Raw genomic sequence first — 17,081 nt, 5'->3', positions numbered from 1 at the left:
CGCTTGCGGCACACTGGCCGGCTGCCTTTTTCCTGGCGCTGCCATGCCTCTCGCGACTCCGAACAACCCCGCCGCCTTCCGCCGCATCCTCAACCGTAATGTCACCCTGCCGCTGGGCGTCGGGCTGCTGAGCGCGCTCCTGTTCATCGCCATCATCGCCTACCTCATGCAATCGCAGGGCTGGGTGGAGCATAGCGACCAGGTCATCGCCCGCGCCTACTCGTCGGAAAAGGCAGACCTGGAACTGGAGACCAGCCTGCGGGGCTTCCTGCTGGCCGGCGACAACCGCTTCCTGGACAACTTCGACCGGAGCATGGTGGATGTCCACTCCGAGATCGAGCGGCTCAAGCAGCTCGTGCAGGACAACCCCGAGCAGGAGCAGCGCCTCGGCCGGATCGAACAGTTGCAGGCCAGCTGGAACAGCTATGCGCGCGCCCGGATCGCCGCCAAGCACAACGACCCCAACTACCAGATCGGGGCCGGCACCGGCGAGGGCAAGCGCCTGAAGGATGCGGTGCGCGCCGAGTACGACGAGTTCGTCGCGCTGGAGCTGCGCCTGCGCCAGCAGCGCACGCAAACGGCCAACAGCAACACGTGGTTCACGGTGGCTGCCTTTACCTTGTTCATGCTCATTACCGGCGCCGTCGTGGCTTGGCGCGGCCGGCGCGACCTGGTCGGCCTCACCGCGACCTACGATGCCGCCTTCCAGGAGCAGGCACGCCAGTCGGAAAGACTGCAGGCGCAGGCCTGGCTGCGCGAAGGGCAGACCCGGCTGTCGCGGCGGCTCGCGGCGGAACAGGACCTCGGTCGGGTCGGGCACGCCGCGCTGGAAACACTGGCGAACTACCTGGGCAGCGTGGTCGGCGTGCTGTACACGCCCGAGACCGGCGGCGGTTTCACGCGCGTGGCGGGCTGGGGCCTGGCGCCGGGCGCGGGTCAGCTGCGCGAGCGCGTGCCCGAAGGCCGCAGCCTGATCGCCGAATGCGCGGCAACGCTCCGGCCTATCGTGCTGGCCGAGGTGCCGGCGGGCTACCTTCAGGTGAATTCGGGCGTGGGCGAGGCCACCGCGCGCTCGGTGGTGGTGGCGCCGGTGGAGCACGAAGGGCGGCTCGCCGCGATCGTCGAACTCGGCTTCCTGCGTGCGCTCGGGCCGCGCGACAGCGAACTGCTGGAGGCCGTCAGCGGCATCATGGGCGCTTCGATCGAATCGGCCCGGTTCCGGCAGCGGCTGCAGGACGCGCTGGACGAGACGCAGCAGCTCAATGAGGAATTGCAGGTGCAGCAGGAAGAACTGCGCACCGCCAACGAGGAACTCGAGGAGCAGTCGCGGGCGCTCAAGGAATCGCAGGTGCACCTCGAAACCCAGCAGGCCGAACTGGAACAGACGAACGTGCAGCTCGGCGAGCAGTCCGAACGCCTGGAGCAGCAGCGCGACCAGCTGCGCGAAGCGCAATTCGCGCTGGAGGAACGCGCGAGCGAACTGCAGCGCGCCAGCCGCTACAAGTCCGAGTTCCTGGCCAACATGTCGCACGAGCTGCGCACGCCCCTCAACAGCTCGCTGATCCTGGCCAAGCTGCTGGCCGACAACGCCCACGGCAACCTCACCGAGGAGCAGGTGAAGTTCGCCGATTCGATCTACAACGCGGGCAACGAGCTGCTCACGCTGATCAACGACATCCTCGACATCGCCAAGGTCGAGGCCGGCAAGCTGGAAGTGCGCGCCGAGGTGACGCCGGTGGCATCGCTCACCGGTGGCCTGCAGGCGATGTTCGCCCCACTCGTGCAGCGCAAGGGACTGCAGCTGCACGTGGACGTGGCGCCGGACGCGCCCTCGTCGCTGTTCACCGATCGCCATCGCCTCGAGCAGATCCTGCGCAACCTGATGTCGAACGCCGTCAAGTTCACCGAGCACGGCAGCGTGGCGCTGCGCGTGGCCCGGGTCGAAGGCGACCGCATCGCCTTCGAAGTGCGTGACAGCGGCATCGGCATCCGGCAGGAACAGCATCAGCTGGTGTTCGAAGCCTTCCGCCAGGCCGACAGCAGCACCAGCCGCAAGTACGGCGGCAGCGGCCTGGGCCTGTCGATCTCGCGCGACCTGGCGCGCCTGCTGGGCGGCGACATCGCGGTGGTGAGCGCGCCCGGCCAGGGCAGCACCTTCACGGTGACCCTGCCGCTCGAATACCAGGAAAGGCTCGCGCAGCGGCCGGTGGCGATGGCGCCGCCCGTGCCCTCTCCCGCCGTGGTGAATCGTTCCGCCGCAGCGGCCCCCGCGCCGACTCCCGTGTCAGCGACGCCCTCCTTCCCCGACGACCGCGCGCAGGATGCCGCCGGCCGCCGCACGGTGCTCGTCGTCGAGGACGACGTGCGCTTTGCCTCCATCCTGTTCGACCTGGCGCACGAGCTGGGCTACCGCTGCCTGGTCGCCCACGACGCGCGCGAGGGCCTGGAGCTGGCCATGCAGCAGGTGCCCGACGCCGTGCTGCTGGACATCCTGCTGCCCGACGAGACCGGGCTGGCCGTGCTCCAGCGGCTGAAGGAGGATCCGCGCACCCGCCACATCCCGGTCCATGCGCTGTCCGCCGAAGATCGTTCCGAGCCTGCCCTGCAGATGGGCGCGATCGGCTATGCCCGCAAGCCCGCCTCGCGCGAGCAGCTGCACGAGGTCTTCCAGCGGCTGGAGAGCAAGCTGTCGCAGAAACTCAAGCGCGTGCTGCTGGTCGAGGACGATCCGCGCCAGCAGGAAAGCGTGACGGCGCTGATCGGCGACGGCGATGTCGAGATCGTCGCCGTCGCCTTCGGCGAGGAGGCGCTGAAGGCGCTGGCCGCTTCCGTGTTCGACGTGATGATCATCGACCTGAAACTGCCCGACATGACCGGGCAGGAGCTGCTGCAGCGCATGGCCGCGGGCGAGAGCCGCTCGTTCCCGCCGGTGATCGTCTACACGGGCCGCAACCTCACGCGCGACGAGGAGACCGAGCTGCTGCGCTACTCGCGCTCCATCATCATCAAGGGCGCGCGTTCGCCCGAGCGGCTGCTCGACGAAGTGACCCTGTTCCTGCATCGCGTGGAGTCGCAGTTGTCGACGGAGCGGCAGAAAATGCTGCGCACGGCCCGCAGCCGCGACAAGGCCTTCGAGGGCCGCCGTATCCTGGTGGTGGACGACGACATGCGCAACATCTTCGCACTGACCAGCGCGCTGGAGCACAAGGGCGCCGAGGTCGAGGTGGCGCGCCACGGCGTGGAGGCGCTGCAGAAACTCGGGCAGAACCCCGATGGCATCGACCTCGTGCTGATGGACATCATGATGCCCGAGATGGACGGCTTCACCGCCACCCGCGAGATCCGCAAGAACCCGCGCTGGCAGAAGCTGCCCATCATCGCCGTCACCGCCAAGGCCATGAAGGAAGACCAGGAGAAGTGCCTGGCCGCCGGCGCCAACGACTACCTCGCCAAGCCGATCGAACTGGAGCGCTTGTTCTCGCTGATGCGCGTGTGGATGCCCAAACTAGAGCGCATTCTGTGACCCTTGATGTCCACGACATCGAGATCCGTCTTCTGATCGAGGCGATCTTCCTGCGCTATGGGCACGACTTTCGCGACTATGCGCAGGCCTCGCTGCGCCGGCGCGTGCTGCAGGCGCAGCTGCGCATGGACGCGGCCTCCATCAGTGCGCTGCAGGAGCGCGTGCTGCACGACCCCGGCCAGTTCGCGCAACTGCTGCAGTACCTCACGGTGCCGGTCAGCGAGATGTTCCGCGACCCGGCCTATTTCCTCGCGCTGCGGCGGCACGTCGTACCGGTGCTGCGCACCTATCCTTCGCTGAAGGTGTGGGTGGCCGGCTGCAGCACCGGCGAGGAGCCCTACTCGCTGGCGATCCTGCTGCTCGAAGAGGGCCTGCTGGAACGCACCATCCTCTACGCCACCGACATCAACCACGCCTCGCTCGAGAAGGCGCGGGCCGGCATCTTCAACCTCGAGGCGATGCAGGGCTTCACGCGCAACTACCAGCGCGCCGGCGGCGCCGGCAGCTTCAGTGACTACTACACCGCGGCCTACGGCGGGGCCGTGTTCGACAAGCGGCTGCGCGACGCCATCACCTTTGCCGACCACAGCCTGGCCACCGACGCGGTGTTCTCGGAGACGCACCTCGTCTCCTGCCGCAACGTGCTGATCTACTTCAACCGCGGGCTGCAGGACCGGGCGCTGGGCCTGTTCCACGAATCGCTGGCGTACCGCGGCTTCCTCGGGATGGGCTCCAAGGAGACGCTGGACTTCTCGGCCTATGCCGATCGCTTCGAGAGCGTGAGCCGGCCGGACCGCATCTATCGCAAGCTGCCGGGGCGCGCATGAAGACCCGCGTGCCCGAGGGCTTTGCCTTTGCCGCCGATGCGGTCGCGATCGGCGCCTCGGCCGGCGGCATCGACGCGCTGTTCACGATGCTCGAGGACTTGCCAGCGGCCATGCGGGCTTCCATCGTCATCGTGCTGCACCTGCCCGAGCAGCATGAGAGCCGGCTGGTGCAGGTGTTCGCCAGCCGGCTGCGCGTTCGGGTGGAGGAGGCGCAGCCGCATGCGCCGCTGGCCGCCGGCACCCTGTACTTCGCCCCGCCCGGCTACCACCTGCTGGTCGAGGCGGACCACAGCTTCTCGCTCAGTTGCGAGCCGCCGGTACTGTTCTCGCGTCCCTCGATCGACGTGCTGCTGGAGAGCTGCGCCGAGGCCTACCGCGAGCGCCTGCTGGGCATCGTGCTGACCGGCGCCAACGAGGACGGCGCCCGCGGCCTGGCACGCATTGCCGCGCTCGGTGGCCTCACCGCCGTGCAGGACCCGGCCGAGGCGGCTCATAGCGCGATGCCGCTGGCCGCTATCCGCGCTGCCGGCCCCGATTACGTGTTGCCGCTGGCCGGGCTGCGCAGCCTGCTGCAAACTGTCGTTTCCTGATGACCTCCGAACCGTCCTTCGCTGTCAACGTGCTGCTGGTCGACGACCTGCAGGAAAACCTGGTCGCGCTGGAGGCCCTGATCCGCCAGCCGGGGCGCCGCATCTTCACCGCCCGCTCGGGCGAGGAGGCGCTGTCGCTGATGCTGGAGCACGCCTTCGCCCTGGCCATCCTCGACGTGCAGATGCCGTCCATGAACGGCTTCGAACTGGCCGAACTGATGCGTGGCACCGAGCGCACCCGCGGCATCCCCATCGTCTTCGTCAGCGCCGGCGGCCGCGAGCTCAATTACGCCTTCCGCGGCTACGAGTCGGGCGCGGTGGACTTCCTCTACAAGCCGCTCGACCCGCACGCGGTGCGCAGCAAGGTCAACGTCTTCGTGGACCTGTTCCGCCAGCGCGAGGAACTGCAGGCGGCGCAGGCGCAGCTGCAGCGCGCGGTGAGCATGCGCGACGACTTCATGTCGATGATCGCCCACGAGCTGCGCAACCCGCTCAACTCGGTGTACCTGCAGGCGCAGCTGCGGCGCAAGATGCTGGGCGCGGCGAGGCCGCCCGATCCGCAGGCCATGCTCAAGATGGTGGAGCGGGACGAGCGCCAGATCCGCAGCATGGTGCGCCTGCTCGACGACATGCTCGACGTCTCGCGAGCCCGTACGGGCCATCTGGGCGTCGTGCCGGCGGCCTTCGACCTGGCCGCCTCCACCACGGCGGTGGTCGAGGCGATCCGCGCGCAGGCGCAGGCGCAGGCCCAGGGCGTCTCGGTGACGCTGGCCGCGCCCGAGACCCTGCCCATGCTGGGGGACGAATTCCGCATCGAGCAGGTGATCACCAACCTGCTGACCAACGCCCTGCGCTACGGGCAGGGCAAGCCGGTCGCTGTGGCTGTGGGAAGGCGCGAGCACGCGGACGAGGTCTTCGTGTCGGTGCGCGACCAGGGCATGGGCATCGCAAGCGCCGACCAGGAACGCATCTTCGAGCAGTTCGAGCGCACCGAGGGCGCGGCGCAGATCGCCGGCCTGGGGCTCGGCCTGTACATCGCGCGCCAGATCGCGCAGGCGCACCAGGGTCGGCTGGAGGTGCGCAGCGCCCCGGGCGAAGGGGCGGAGTTCATCCTCGTGCTGCCCGTTCCCGCGCTGGCAGGGCCCGCGTGAGAAAATGGCGGGTTCAGCGAAGGACTTCAATCAAATGGACGCAGAACGCATCAACCTGATCGGTACGACCCTTGCAGACCTGCAGGCGCGTACCGGAGATCTCCGGAGGTATCTTTGACTTCGATGCCAAGTCGGAACGCCTGAGGACGGTCATCGCCGCCCTGGAAGACCCCACGGTCTGGAACGACCCGAAGAAGGCCCAGGAACTGGGCAGGGAAAAGAAGCAGCTCGATGGCGTGGTGCTGACCATCCAGAACCTCGATCGCGAACTGTCCGACAGCCTCGAGCTCTTTGAAATGAGCAAGGAGGAAGGCGACGACGCGGGCCTGGCCAGCATCGAGGCCGACACCGGCAAGCTCGAAGCCATCGTCAAGGACCTCGAATTCCGCCGCATGTTCAACCAGCCGGCGGACCCCAGCAACTGCTTCCTCGACCTGCAGGCCGGCGCCGGCGGCACGGAGGCGTGCGACTGGGCCAGCATGCTGATGCGGCAGTACCTGAAGTACGCCGAGCGCAAGGGCTTCAAGGCCACGGTGGAAGACGAGACGCCCGGCGACACGGCGGGCATCAAGGGGGCCACGCTCAAGATCGAGGGCGACTACGCCTTCGGCCTGCTGCGCACCGAGACCGGCGTGCACCGCCTCGTGCGCAAGTCGCCGTTCGACTCCTCGGGTGGCCGGCACACCAGCTTCGCCAGCGTCTTCGTGTATCCGGAGATCGACGACTCGATCGAGATCGACCTCAACCCGTCCGACGTGCGCGTCGACACCTATCGCGCCTCGGGCGCCGGCGGCCAGCACATCAACAAGACCGATTCGGCCGTGCGCCTGACGCACATTCCCACCAACATCGTGGTGCAGTGCCAGGACAGCCGCAGCCAGCACAGCAACCGCGACGTCGCCTGGAAGCGCCTGCGTTCGCGCCTGTACGACCACGAGATGCGCAAGCGCCAGGAAGCGCAGCAGAAGCTGGAAGACAACAAGACGGACGTCGGCTGGGGCCACCAGATCCGCAGCTACGTGCTGGACAACAGCCGCATCAAGGACCTGCGCACCGGCGTGGAAGTCTCCGCGACGCAGAAGGTGCTGGATGGCGACCTGGATGCGTTCATCGAGGCTTCGTTGAAGCAGGGCGTATGAGGCGGGGACATGTCTCGAAGGATGTCATCCCGGGCCTGACCCGGGATCCACGCGGCCTTTGCCACGCCGTCGGCGCTTCGCGCTGGATTGCGGGTCGAGCCCGCAATGACATCCTGGAAGGCCAGCTCCCATCATGACAACCACCGCCCTCATCTTCGACATGGACGGCACCATGGTGGATTCCATGCCGGCTCATGCCAGGTCGTGGGACCTGTTTCGCGAGCGGCACCACCTGCAGCTGTCGGTCGATGAAATCCTCAATCGCACGACCGGACGCAATGGCATCGAATGCGTGCGCGAGTTGCTGGGCGACGACGTGCCCGATGACAAGGCGCAGGAATACATCAACCGCAAGGAAGCGGATTACCGCGAGATCTTCGCGCGCGAGTTTCGCGAGGTGACGGGTTTCTCGCGCTTCGCGCGCACCGCGCAAGACCGCGGCCTGAAGATCGCGGTCGCCACTGCCGGCGACAGGAACAACCTCGAGTTCGTGCTCGCTCGCCTCGACCTGGCGCGCCGCCCCGATGCGCAAGTGCGGGGCGACCAGGGCCTGCCGGGCAAGCCCGCGCCGGACATCTTCCGGAAGGCGGCGCAGAGCCTGGGCGCGCCGCCCGCCGAATGCATCGTGTTCGAAGATGCGCCCTTCGGCATCGAGGCGGCCAAGCGCGCCGGGATGCGCGCGGTGGCGATCTGCAGCACCCATTCGGCACCGGAGCTCGCGGGTCCGCATGTGCTCGCCAGCGTGCGCGATTACGAAGAACTGATGAACAAGAATTTTCTGGAGAGCCTCCATGCGTGAAGGAACTTCCAAGGTGATCCACCGGGCGGACTACCAGCCGCCGGCCTTCTGGATCGACACCGTCGAACTCTGCTTCGACCTCGACCCCGCCAAGACGCGCGTGCTCAATCGCATGAAGGTGCGCCGCAACCCCGAGGTCGTGCCGCAGCCGCTGCGGCTCGATGGCGAGGAGCTGAACCTGGCCCGCGTCCTGGTGCGCGGCCAGGGCACGAGCTTCAAGATGGAGGAAGGCCAGCTGGTGCTGGAGAACCTGCCGGAGGGCAACGAGCCCTTCGACCTGGAGATCTTCACCACCTGCGCGCCGGCCAGGAACACCAAGCTGATGGGCCTGTACGTCAGCAACGATTCCTTCTTCACGCAGTGTGAAGCAGAAGGGTTCCGGCGCATCACCTACTTCCTGGACCGTCCCGACGTGATGGCCAGCTATACGGTGACCCTGCGCGCGGACAAGAAGAAGTATCCCGTGCTGCTGTCCAACGGCAACCTGGTGGAACACGGCAACCTGGAAGACGGCCGCCACTTCGCCAAGTGGGTCGACCCGTTCCGCAAACCCAGCTACCTGTTTGCGCTGGTCGCCGGCCAGCTCGTGTGCCGCGAGCAGCGCATCGCCTCGCGCGGCGGCAAGGACCACCTGCTGCAGGTGTTCGTGCGCCCGGGCGACCTGGACAAGACCGAGCACGCGATGAATTCGCTGATGGCCTCGGTGGCCTGGGACGAGGCGCGCTTCGGCCTGCCGCTGGACCTGGAGCGCTTCATGATCGTCGCCACCAGCGACTTCAACATGGGCGCGATGGAGAACAAGGGCCTGAACATCTTCAACACGAAGTACGTTCTGGCCAGCCAGGCCACCGCCACCGACACCGATTACTCGAACATCGAATCGGTCGTCGGCCACGAGTACTTCCACAACTGGACCGGCAATCGCGTCACCTGCCGCGACTGGTTCCAGCTCTCGCTCAAGGAAGGCCTCACGGTCTTTCGCGACCAGGAATTCAGCCAGGACCTCTCCGGCGGCGCCTCGGCAAGAGCAGTCAAGCGGATCGAGGACGTGCGCGTGCTGCGCACGGCGCAGTTCCCCGAGGACGCCGGCCCGATGGCCCACCCGGTGCGGCCCGACCAGTACCTGGAGATCAACAACTTCTACACCGTCACGGTGTACGAGAAGGGGGCCGAAGTCGTGCGCATGCAGCAGACGCTGGTGGGCCGCGAAGGCTTCGAGCGCGGGCTGAAGCTGTACTTCGAGCGCCATGACGGCCACGCGGTCACCTGCGACGACTTCACGCAGGCGATCGCCGATGCCAATCCCGAGTCGCAGCTCGCCCAGCGCCTGGACCAGTTCAAGCGCTGGTACAGCCAGGCGGGCACGCCGCGCGTGCGCGCGCAGACGCAGTTCGATCCGGTGTCCGGCATCTACTCGATGACGCTGTCGCAATCGTGCGCCCCCACGCCCGGCCAGCCCGACAAGCAACCCTTCGTGATCCCCGTGGCCCTGGGCCTGCTGGATGCCGACGGGCGCGAGCTCACGAGCGGCATGCACGTGCTGACGGAGGCCAGCGAGACCCTGACCTTCCCCGGCTACTCCGCCGAGCCGGTGCCCTCGATCCTGCGCGGCTTCAGTGCACCGGTGGTGCTGGACTACGACTACAGCGAGCAGCAGCTGCTCACGCTGCTGGCCCACGACACCGACCCGTTCAACCGCTGGGAGGCCGCGCAGCGCCTGGCCACGGGGCGCGCACTGGCGGCCATCCGCGGCGAGCAGCCGGTGCAGCTGGATGCCCCTTATGTCGAGGCCATGCGCAGCGTGCTGCGGCACCCGGACCTCGACGCGGCCTTCAAGGAACTGGTGCTGACGCTGCCCGGCGAAACCTACATCGCCGAACAGCTCGAGACGGTCGATCCGCAGCGCGTGCACGCCGTGCGGGAAAGCATGCGCGAGCAGCTCGCGCGAGCGCTGTTCGCCGATTGGGAATGGGCCTACGAAGCGCACAAGGACAACGGCGCCTACAGCCCCGACCCCGTTTCCAGCGGCCGCCGCGCCCTGGCCGGCATGGCACTGACGCACCTGTGCCTGGCCGCGCGTTCCTCGCGCGACACGGTGTGGCCCGGCAAGGCCTTCCAGGCGTTCAAGGACGCGTCCAACATGACCGACCGCTTCAACGCGCTGGCCGCGCTGGTCACGACCGGACACGAACTCGCGGCCCAGGCCCTGCCCCGCTTCCACGCGATGTTCAAGGACGAAGCGCTGGTGCTGGACAAGTGGTTTGCGCTGCAGGCCGGGGCGCCGGATCGCGGCGGCAACATCCTGCCGACCGTCAGGCAGCTGATGCAGCATCCGGACTTCAACATCCGCAATCCCAATCGCGCGCGCAGCGTGATCTTCAGCTACTGCAGCGCCAACCCGGGCGGCTTCCATCGCCCCGATGCGGCCGGCTACGTGTACTGGAGCGACCGCGTCATCGAGCTCGATGGCATCAACCCGCAGGTGGCCGCGCGGCTGGCCCGCGCGCTCGATCGCTGGAAGAAGCTGGCCGAGCCGCTGCGCGGCGCGGCCCGCGAGGCGATCGCCCGCGTCGCGGCCAAACCCGACCTGAGCAACGACGTGCGCGAGGTGGTCTCGCGCGCGCTGGCCGACTGAGAACCCGCAACCCAAGGAGGCGATCATGGCTGCCGCGAAGAACGCGTTCTACGCCCAGTCGGGCGGTGTCACCGCCGTGATCAATGCCAGCGCCTGCGGGGTGATCGAAACCGCACGCGCGCACACGGAGCAGATCGGCAAGGTCTACGCCGGTCGCAACGGCATCATCGGCGCGCTGACCGAGGAGCTGATCGACACCAGCCAGGAGAGTGCGGAAGCCATCGCGCTGCTGCGCTCGACGCCCGCGGGTGCTTTCGGCTCGTGCCGCTACAAGCTCAAGTCGCTCGACGCCAACCGGCAGGAGTACGAGCGCCTGATCGCAGTGTTCAAGGCGCATGACATCGGCTACTTCTTCTACAACGGCGGCGGCGATTCGGCCGACACCTGCTTCAAGGTGAGCCAGTTGGCGCAGAGCATGGGCTATCCGATCCAGGCGATCCACGTGCCCAAGACCGTGGACAACGACTTGCCGATCACCGACTGCTGCCCGGGCTTCGGCTCCGTGGCCAAGTACGTCGCCGTCTCGGCGCTGGAGGCTTCGTTCGACGTGCGCTCGATGGCGCGCACCTCCACCAAGGTCTTCGTGCTGGAGGTGATGGGCCGGCACGCCGGCTGGATCGCCGCGGCGGGCGGGCTGATCGAGGACCAGGGCATCCCGGTGGTCGTGCTGTTCCCCGAGGTGCCGTTCGACGAGCAGAAGTTCATCGCGCGCGTCGATGCGCTGGTCAAGCAGCATGGCTATTGCACGGTCGTCGTCTCCGAGGGTTGCCATCATCCGGACGGCACCTTCCTCGCGGAGCAAGGCAGCAAGGATGCCTTCGGCCATGCGCAGCTCGGTGGCGCGGCGCCGGTGGTGGCCGGCATCGTCAAGCGCGCGCTGGGCTACAAGTTCCATTGGGCGGTGGCCGACTACCTGCAGCGCGCCGCGCGGCACATCGCCTCGCGCACCGACGTGCAGCAGGCCTACGAAGTCGGTGCGGCGGCCGTCCGGCTTGCGCTGGCCGGCCACAACGCCGTGATGCCGACGATCGAGCGCGTGAGCGACGCGCCCTACCAATACCGCATCGGCATGGCGCCACTGTCCGAAGTGGCGAACGTCGAGAAGTTCATGCCGCGCGACTTCATCACCGACGACGGCTTCGGCATCACCGAGGCCTGCAAGCGCTACCTGCGCCCGCTGATCCAGGGCGAGGACCCTCCGCAGTTCCGCGATGGCCTGCCGGTCTACGCGACGCTGAAGAATCTTGCCGTTCCCCCCAAGTTGCCGGCCTTCGCGCTGCGCTGAGACCCGAGCTCGCTTCCATCCAGAATGACCGCACAAAGCCCCAAGATCTCCCTCACCCGTTATCTCGTCGAGCAGCAGCGCGTCGACGGCCGCATTCCCTCTGACCTCCGATTGCTGCTGGAAGTGGTGGCGCGCGCCTGCAAGAGCATCAGCCACGCCGTGAACAAGGGTGCGCTTGGCGGCGTGCTGGGCACCGCCGGCAGCGAGAACGTGCAGGGCGAGGTGCAAAAGCAGCTGGACATCATCGCCAACGACGTTTTGATCGAAGCCAACGAATGGGGCGGCCACCTGGCGGCCATGGCCAGCGAGGAGATGGACAGCATCCACGTCGTGCCCAACCGCTATCCGCAGGGCGAGTACCTGCTGCTGTTCGATCCGCTGGATGGCTCGTCCAACATCGACGTCAACGTGAGCATCGGCACGATCTTCAGCGTGCTGCGCAAGCCCGAGGGTTCGGCGCCGGCGGTGAGCGAGCAGGACTTCCTGCAGTGCGGCGCCCGGCAGGTGGCCGCCGGCTACTGCGTCTACGGCCCGCAGACCACGCTGGTGCTGACCGTGGGCGACGGCGTGGCGATGTTCACGCTGGACCGGGAACAGGGTTCCTTCGTGCTGACGCAGGAGAACGTGCGCATCCCCGAGGACACGAAGGAGTTCGCCATCAACATGTCGAACATGCGCCACTGGGACGCCCCCGTGCGCCGCTACGTCGACGAATGCCTGGCCGGCCAGGAAGGCCCGCGCGGCAAGGACTTCAACATGCGCTGGGTGGCCTCCATGGTGGCCGACGTGCACCGCATCCTCACCCGCGGCGGCATCTTCCTCTACCCCTGGGACAAGCGCGAGCCGGACAAGCCGGGCAAGCTGCGCCTGATGTACGAGGCCAATCCCATGGCCTGGCTGGTGGAACAGGCCGGCGGCGCGGCCAGCACCGGCCGCCAGCGCATCCTCGACATCGAGCCGGCGAAGTTGCACGAGCGCGTGTCGGTGATCCTCGGTTCGAAGAACGAAGTCGAGCGGGTCGCGGCATACCATAGCCGCTGAATGCCGCCACCCCTCGTGCGGCGGAATTTCAGTGACGCTTCGGGCGGCTGTGGGGCCGGCGACACGGGCGGGCTGGCACACCGGCTCGACTTGTGTATACGATGGGCCGGCAAACTGCCCAATCCGTAGCAACCAGCCCGCAGCAAACATGCCAGCAGTCCTTGGCAGCCCGCCCGCCGTCGACCCGCTGCTCCAGCGTTGCCTGGACGCGTACGAGCAGTTGCCGGCCGCCCTCTGCATCGTCGCCCCCGATGGCTCCATCGCGGGCGTCAACAGCGCCTGTTGCGCGCTGCTCGAGTACCAGGCCGGCGAGCTGGTCGGCATGCCCGTCTCCGAGATCACGCACCCAGACGATCGCGCACGCGACGCCACGGCCCTCGCCGCCCTGCTGCGCGGCCAGCCCGGCTCCTACGCGATGGAAAAGCGCCATCTCACGCGCGGCGGCCGCGAGCTGTGGGTGTCGGTGTCCGCTTCCGCCCTGCGCGACGACGACGGGCAGCCGCGTTTCGCGGTCACGCTGCTGCGCGCTATCGACGACTTCAAGCGCATGGAGCAAAGCCTGCACGAGGCGCGCGAACAGCAGCACCGCGTGGAGACGGAACTGCGCCGCAGCGAGGCGCGCGCCACTGCCTTGTTCAACCAGGGTGCGGCCGGCGTGGCGCTGGCCGACGCCCACGGCGTCGTGCTGGCGGTGAACGATCGCTTCTGCGCGATCCTGGGCCGCCCGCGCGAGCAGCTGCTGGGCGCGCGCATGTCCGACCTGACCCATCCCGAGGACCGGCCGACCAGCCGCTCGCGCGCGCACGAGCTGCGCGCCGGCGGCGAGAACTTCGCGCTGGAAAAGCGCTACCTGCGCGGCGACGGCACGCCGGTCTGGGCCCACGTGGCGGTCAGCCTGGTGCGCCCCGAGGGCGAGACCGGCGAATCGAACGTGCTGGCCCTGGTCTTCGACATCACACTGCGCAAGGCCGCCGAGGAGGAACTGCGCGCGGCCGACCGGCGGAAGGACGACTTCCTGGCCATGCTGGCGCACGAACTGCGCAACCCGCTGGCGCCGATCGGCAATGCCGCGCAATTGCTGCGGGTGGCCGGCGACGACCCGCTGCGCGTGGCCAAGTGCAGCGAGATCATCGGCCGCCAGGTGCGGCACATGACGGACCTGGTCGACGAACTGCTGGACGTCTCGCGCGTCACGCGTGGCGTGGTCGAACTGGAGATGGCGCCGGTGGACCTGCAGGCCGTGGTGGGCGACGCCATCGAGCAGGCGCGCCCGCTGCTGGAGGCCAGGCGCCACTCGCTGGTCACGCGCCTGAGCGTCGCGCGCGCCCATGTGATGGGCGACCGCACGCGGCTCGTGCAGGTGCTTTCCAACCTGCTGACCAATGCCGCCAAGTACACGCCCACTGAAGGCCGCATCGCCCTGACGCTGGCCGTGCGCGAGCAGCAGGCGGTGATCGAGATCAGCGACAACGGCAGCGGCATCGATGCGGCCTTCCTGCCGCACGTGTTCGAGCTGTTCTCGCAGGGCGAGCGCTCGCGCGACCGCGCCCAGGGCGGCCTCGGCCTCGGCCTGGCGCTGGTGCGCAGCCTGGTCACGCTGCACGGCGGCGCGGTCACGGCCGCCAGCCGCGGGCTGGCGATGGGCAGCACCTTCACCCTGACCCTGCCGCTGTGCGAGACGGCACCGGTGGCGCAGGCGCCGTCGCAAACCGGCGGCAAGGCGGCAGTCCACGGCCGGCCGCGGCGCGTGCTGGTGGTCGACGACAACCTCGACGCGGCGCAGACGCTGGCCGCCTTGCTGCATGCGGCGGGGCATGACGTGATGGTCGAAGCCAGCCCGCACGACGCATTGCGCGCAGCGGCCGCGCGGCCGCCCGAAGTCTTCGTGCTGGACATCGGCCTGCCCGGCATGGACGGCTACGAACTGGCGCGCCGCCTGAAGGACACCCCCGCCGGCCGCGGCGCCGTCTTCATCGCCCTGACCGGCTACGGCCAGCCCGACGACATCGCCCTCTCCCGCGCCGCCGGCTTCGACCACCACTTCGTCAAGCCGCTGGACGGGGTGCGGATCATGGAGTTGCTGGCGGCTTCTTGAGGGGGCCTGAAGGGCAACACGTGCCGACTGATCTGTGGGGAGCTTCACGCTGTGTACCGCGGCGAGTGTGCGGAGATCCGCCTTAGGGTCATGAGTCATCTCGCAAACCCTGCGTATCGCCTGCTTCATGAGAACAGGGCGGCCGAGTACCTCCGGCACGAAAAGAATCAGGGACGGCAGTTCTATAAAGCCGTATGGCCGCACTGCTTAAAGCTGGAGTCCGGGGGACCAAGTGGGATAGACGTCGCGAAGCAGCCGTATTCGCAGTGCCAGTGGCTGGTGATCGCTCATCCAATGAAGGGGAGTTCACAAGCTGTTCGCAAGATTGCTGAAGCCGCGTTCGACGAAGTTTTCGGGCATCCAGCCGCCAGTAGAGAAGCGTAAGGTTCGCTATCCAACTCGTGCCGCCGGCGCAGTGGAAATGTTCAATCGGAGGAACACTGCGCTATCCGCCGCCGAACACTTCAGCAGACAACCCTTTTCTTTCCTCCGGATAAGGCTGACGGAATGCCTCCCTGAGTCCGGCGCCGCCCCAGTCCGGATGCGTCGCGATGCGCGCTCGGCGTAACGAGAACTCGAGCCTCGCCTGTCAACCTCGCGCCCTTGCGCTTACTCAGCCCGCTTACAGCCGCGAGGCCTGCGACTGAGATTCACGTGGATGCGTTCTGCCCGCTCCCAAGCGTAGAGGGACTGGCGCCTTAAATCCAACAGCTTGCCGTACTCGGAAGCGAAGATTGCAAGGTAGTTCGATGGACCGCCAACGCGGTGGCAGTGGAACGAACTTGCCGAACTTGCGCCGAACCAGCAGCGGCGTCCCTGGCGGCGCGCACGGCGCCCGTGACCCTGTCCCAGGATTCAGTACCGCTCGGTAACAGAAACCGCCCGGCATGATGAAGGCCCGAGAGGGCCAGGAGGCATGTCGTGAGAAAGAGCAAGTTCACAGACGATCAGATCGCGTTCGCGCTCAAGCAGGCGGAGCTGGGCATCAGCGTCGAGGAGGTCTGTCGCAAGATGGGCATCAGCGATGCGACCTTTTATGTCTGGCGCAAGAAGTACGGCGGCGTGGGTCCCTCTGAGCTGCGCCGATTGCGGCAGCTGGAGGAAGAGAATCGCAAGCTAAAGCAGATCGTGGCCGATCTGAGCCTGGACAAGGCCATGCTGCAGGCGGTGGTCGCAAAAAAGCTTTGAGGCCTTCGCAGCGCAGGCAGCTGGTGCCCGAGTTGATGCAGCGGTTTGGATGCAGCCAGCGCAATGCGCTGCGGGTCGTGCAGATGTCGGCCTCGACCTATCTGTATCGGTCGGTGGCCAGGGACGCGACGGCACTCAAGAAGCGCATCAAGGAGATCACCGACACGCGCGTGCATTACGGCTATCGCCGCGTGCACGTCCTGCTTCGCCGCGAAGGCCACCCCGACAACGTCAAGCGCGTTTATCGCCTCTATCGTGAGGCGGGTCTGTCCCTGCGGCTGAAGCGCCCGCGGCGCAACAAAGCCGCCAAGTGGCGCCAGCCCAAGCAGATCTGCTCGGGCATCAATGAGCTGTGGAGCATGGACTTCGTCGCCGATGCGCTGTTCGATGGGCGAAAGCTGCGCATGCTGACCGTCGTCGACTGTTTCACGCGCGAATGCTTGGCCATTGATGTCGGCCAAAGCTTAAAGGGAGAAGACGTGGTCGCCACCCTCGGTCGCATTTGCGCCGCCCGGGGCTTGCCGGCCACGATCAAGACAGACAACGGCAGCGAGTTCATCTCCAAGGCAATGGACAAGTGGGCGTACGAGCACGGCGTGGAGCTTGACTTCAGTCGGCCTGGCAAACCGACCGACAACGCCCGTGTGGAAAGCTTCAACGGCCGACTGCGCCAGGAGTGTCTGAACACCCACTGGTTCTTGTCCCTGGAGGACGCCAGGGCCAAGATCGACGCCTGGCGCAGCGACTACAACGAGAGCCGCCCCCACTCCGCGCTAGACTGGATCGCACCCGCCGAATTCGCCCGCCG

Annotated in this window: 11 protein-coding genes; all 11 read left to right on the top strand. The window is 67.5% G+C overall.

Annotation, left to right across the window (positions count from 1 at the left end; translation table 11 throughout):
• The first annotated feature begins 43 nt into the window (after positions 1 to 43).
• Positions 44 to 3,523: a response regulator gene (locus tag JWP60_RS18145; protein WP_299794587.1), complete on the top strand. Its 3,480-nt coding sequence runs from the start codon at positions 44 to 46 to the stop codon at positions 3,521 to 3,523.
• A complete protein-coding gene (locus tag JWP60_RS18140; protein WP_299794585.1) occupies positions 3,520 to 4,350 on the top strand; it encodes a protein-glutamate O-methyltransferase CheR in 831 nt (276 codons plus the stop codon). Before JWP60_RS18145 ends, JWP60_RS18140 begins: the two co-directional genes overlap by 4 nt.
• A complete protein-coding gene (locus JWP60_RS18135) occupies positions 4,347 to 4,940 on the top strand; it encodes a chemotaxis protein CheB (protein ID WP_299794583.1) in 594 nt (197 codons plus the stop codon). Before JWP60_RS18140 ends, JWP60_RS18135 begins: the two co-directional genes overlap by 4 nt.
• Complete coding sequence (locus tag JWP60_RS18130) at positions 4,940 to 6,091, top strand: hybrid sensor histidine kinase/response regulator (protein WP_299794581.1); 1,152 nt, start codon at positions 4,940 to 4,942, stop codon at positions 6,089 to 6,091. The genes JWP60_RS18135 and JWP60_RS18130 overlap by 1 nt, the downstream gene beginning before the upstream one ends.
• A gap of 34 nt (positions 6,092 to 6,125) precedes the next feature.
• Positions 6,126 to 7,230, top strand: a protein-coding gene (prfB, locus tag JWP60_RS18125; protein WP_299794579.1) for a peptide chain release factor 2 whose coding sequence is annotated in 2 segments (ribosomal slippage) — positions 6,126 to 6,206 and positions 6,208 to 7,230 — 1,104 coding nt in all. Because the reading frame shifts where the segments join, the coding sequence is not laid out codon by codon here.
• A gap of 133 nt (positions 7,231 to 7,363) precedes the next feature.
• Positions 7,364 to 8,029 carry an HAD family phosphatase gene (locus JWP60_RS18120; RefSeq protein WP_299794577.1) on the top strand — a complete coding sequence of 222 codons (666 nt, stop codon included), beginning with the start codon at positions 7,364 to 7,366 and terminating at the stop codon, positions 8,027 to 8,029.
• A complete protein-coding gene (gene pepN / locus JWP60_RS18115) occupies positions 8,022 to 10,664 on the top strand; it encodes an aminopeptidase N (protein ID WP_299794574.1) in 2,643 nt (880 codons plus the stop codon). Before JWP60_RS18120 ends, pepN begins: the two co-directional genes overlap by 8 nt.
• Positions 10,665 to 10,689: 25 nt before the next feature.
• Positions 10,690 to 11,949, top strand: a complete 1,260-nt coding sequence (locus JWP60_RS18110) for a 6-phosphofructokinase (RefSeq protein ID WP_299794572.1) — start codon at positions 10,690 to 10,692, stop codon at positions 11,947 to 11,949.
• A 24-nt stretch (positions 11,950 to 11,973) separates the two neighbouring features.
• On the top strand, positions 11,974 to 12,990 hold the full coding sequence (locus JWP60_RS18105) for a class 1 fructose-bisphosphatase (RefSeq protein WP_299794570.1): 1,017 nt from the start codon (positions 11,974 to 11,976) through the stop codon (positions 12,988 to 12,990).
• 148 nt (positions 12,991 to 13,138) lie between these two features.
• Positions 13,139 to 15,085 carry a PAS domain S-box protein gene (locus JWP60_RS18100; protein WP_299794567.1) on the top strand — a complete coding sequence of 649 codons (1,947 nt, stop codon included), beginning with the start codon at positions 13,139 to 13,141 and terminating at the stop codon, positions 15,083 to 15,085.
• A 921-nt stretch (positions 15,086 to 16,006) separates the two neighbouring features.
• A protein-coding gene (locus JWP60_RS18095; protein WP_299794564.1) for an IS3 family transposase occupies positions 16,007 to 17,081 on the top strand; the annotation gives its coding sequence in 2 pieces (ribosomal slippage) (positions 16,007 to 16,259 and positions 16,259 to 17,081; 1,076 coding nt annotated over the 2 pieces). This gene is flagged as partial in the annotation.

Origin of the sequence: Ramlibacter sp., from assembly GCF_028291745.1 — a bacterium.
GTDB lineage: Bacteria > Pseudomonadota > Gammaproteobacteria > Burkholderiales > Burkholderiaceae_C > Ramlibacter.
The sequence above is the reverse complement of the archived record's forward strand: the minus strand, read 5'-3'. Positions and strand labels throughout refer to the sequence as shown.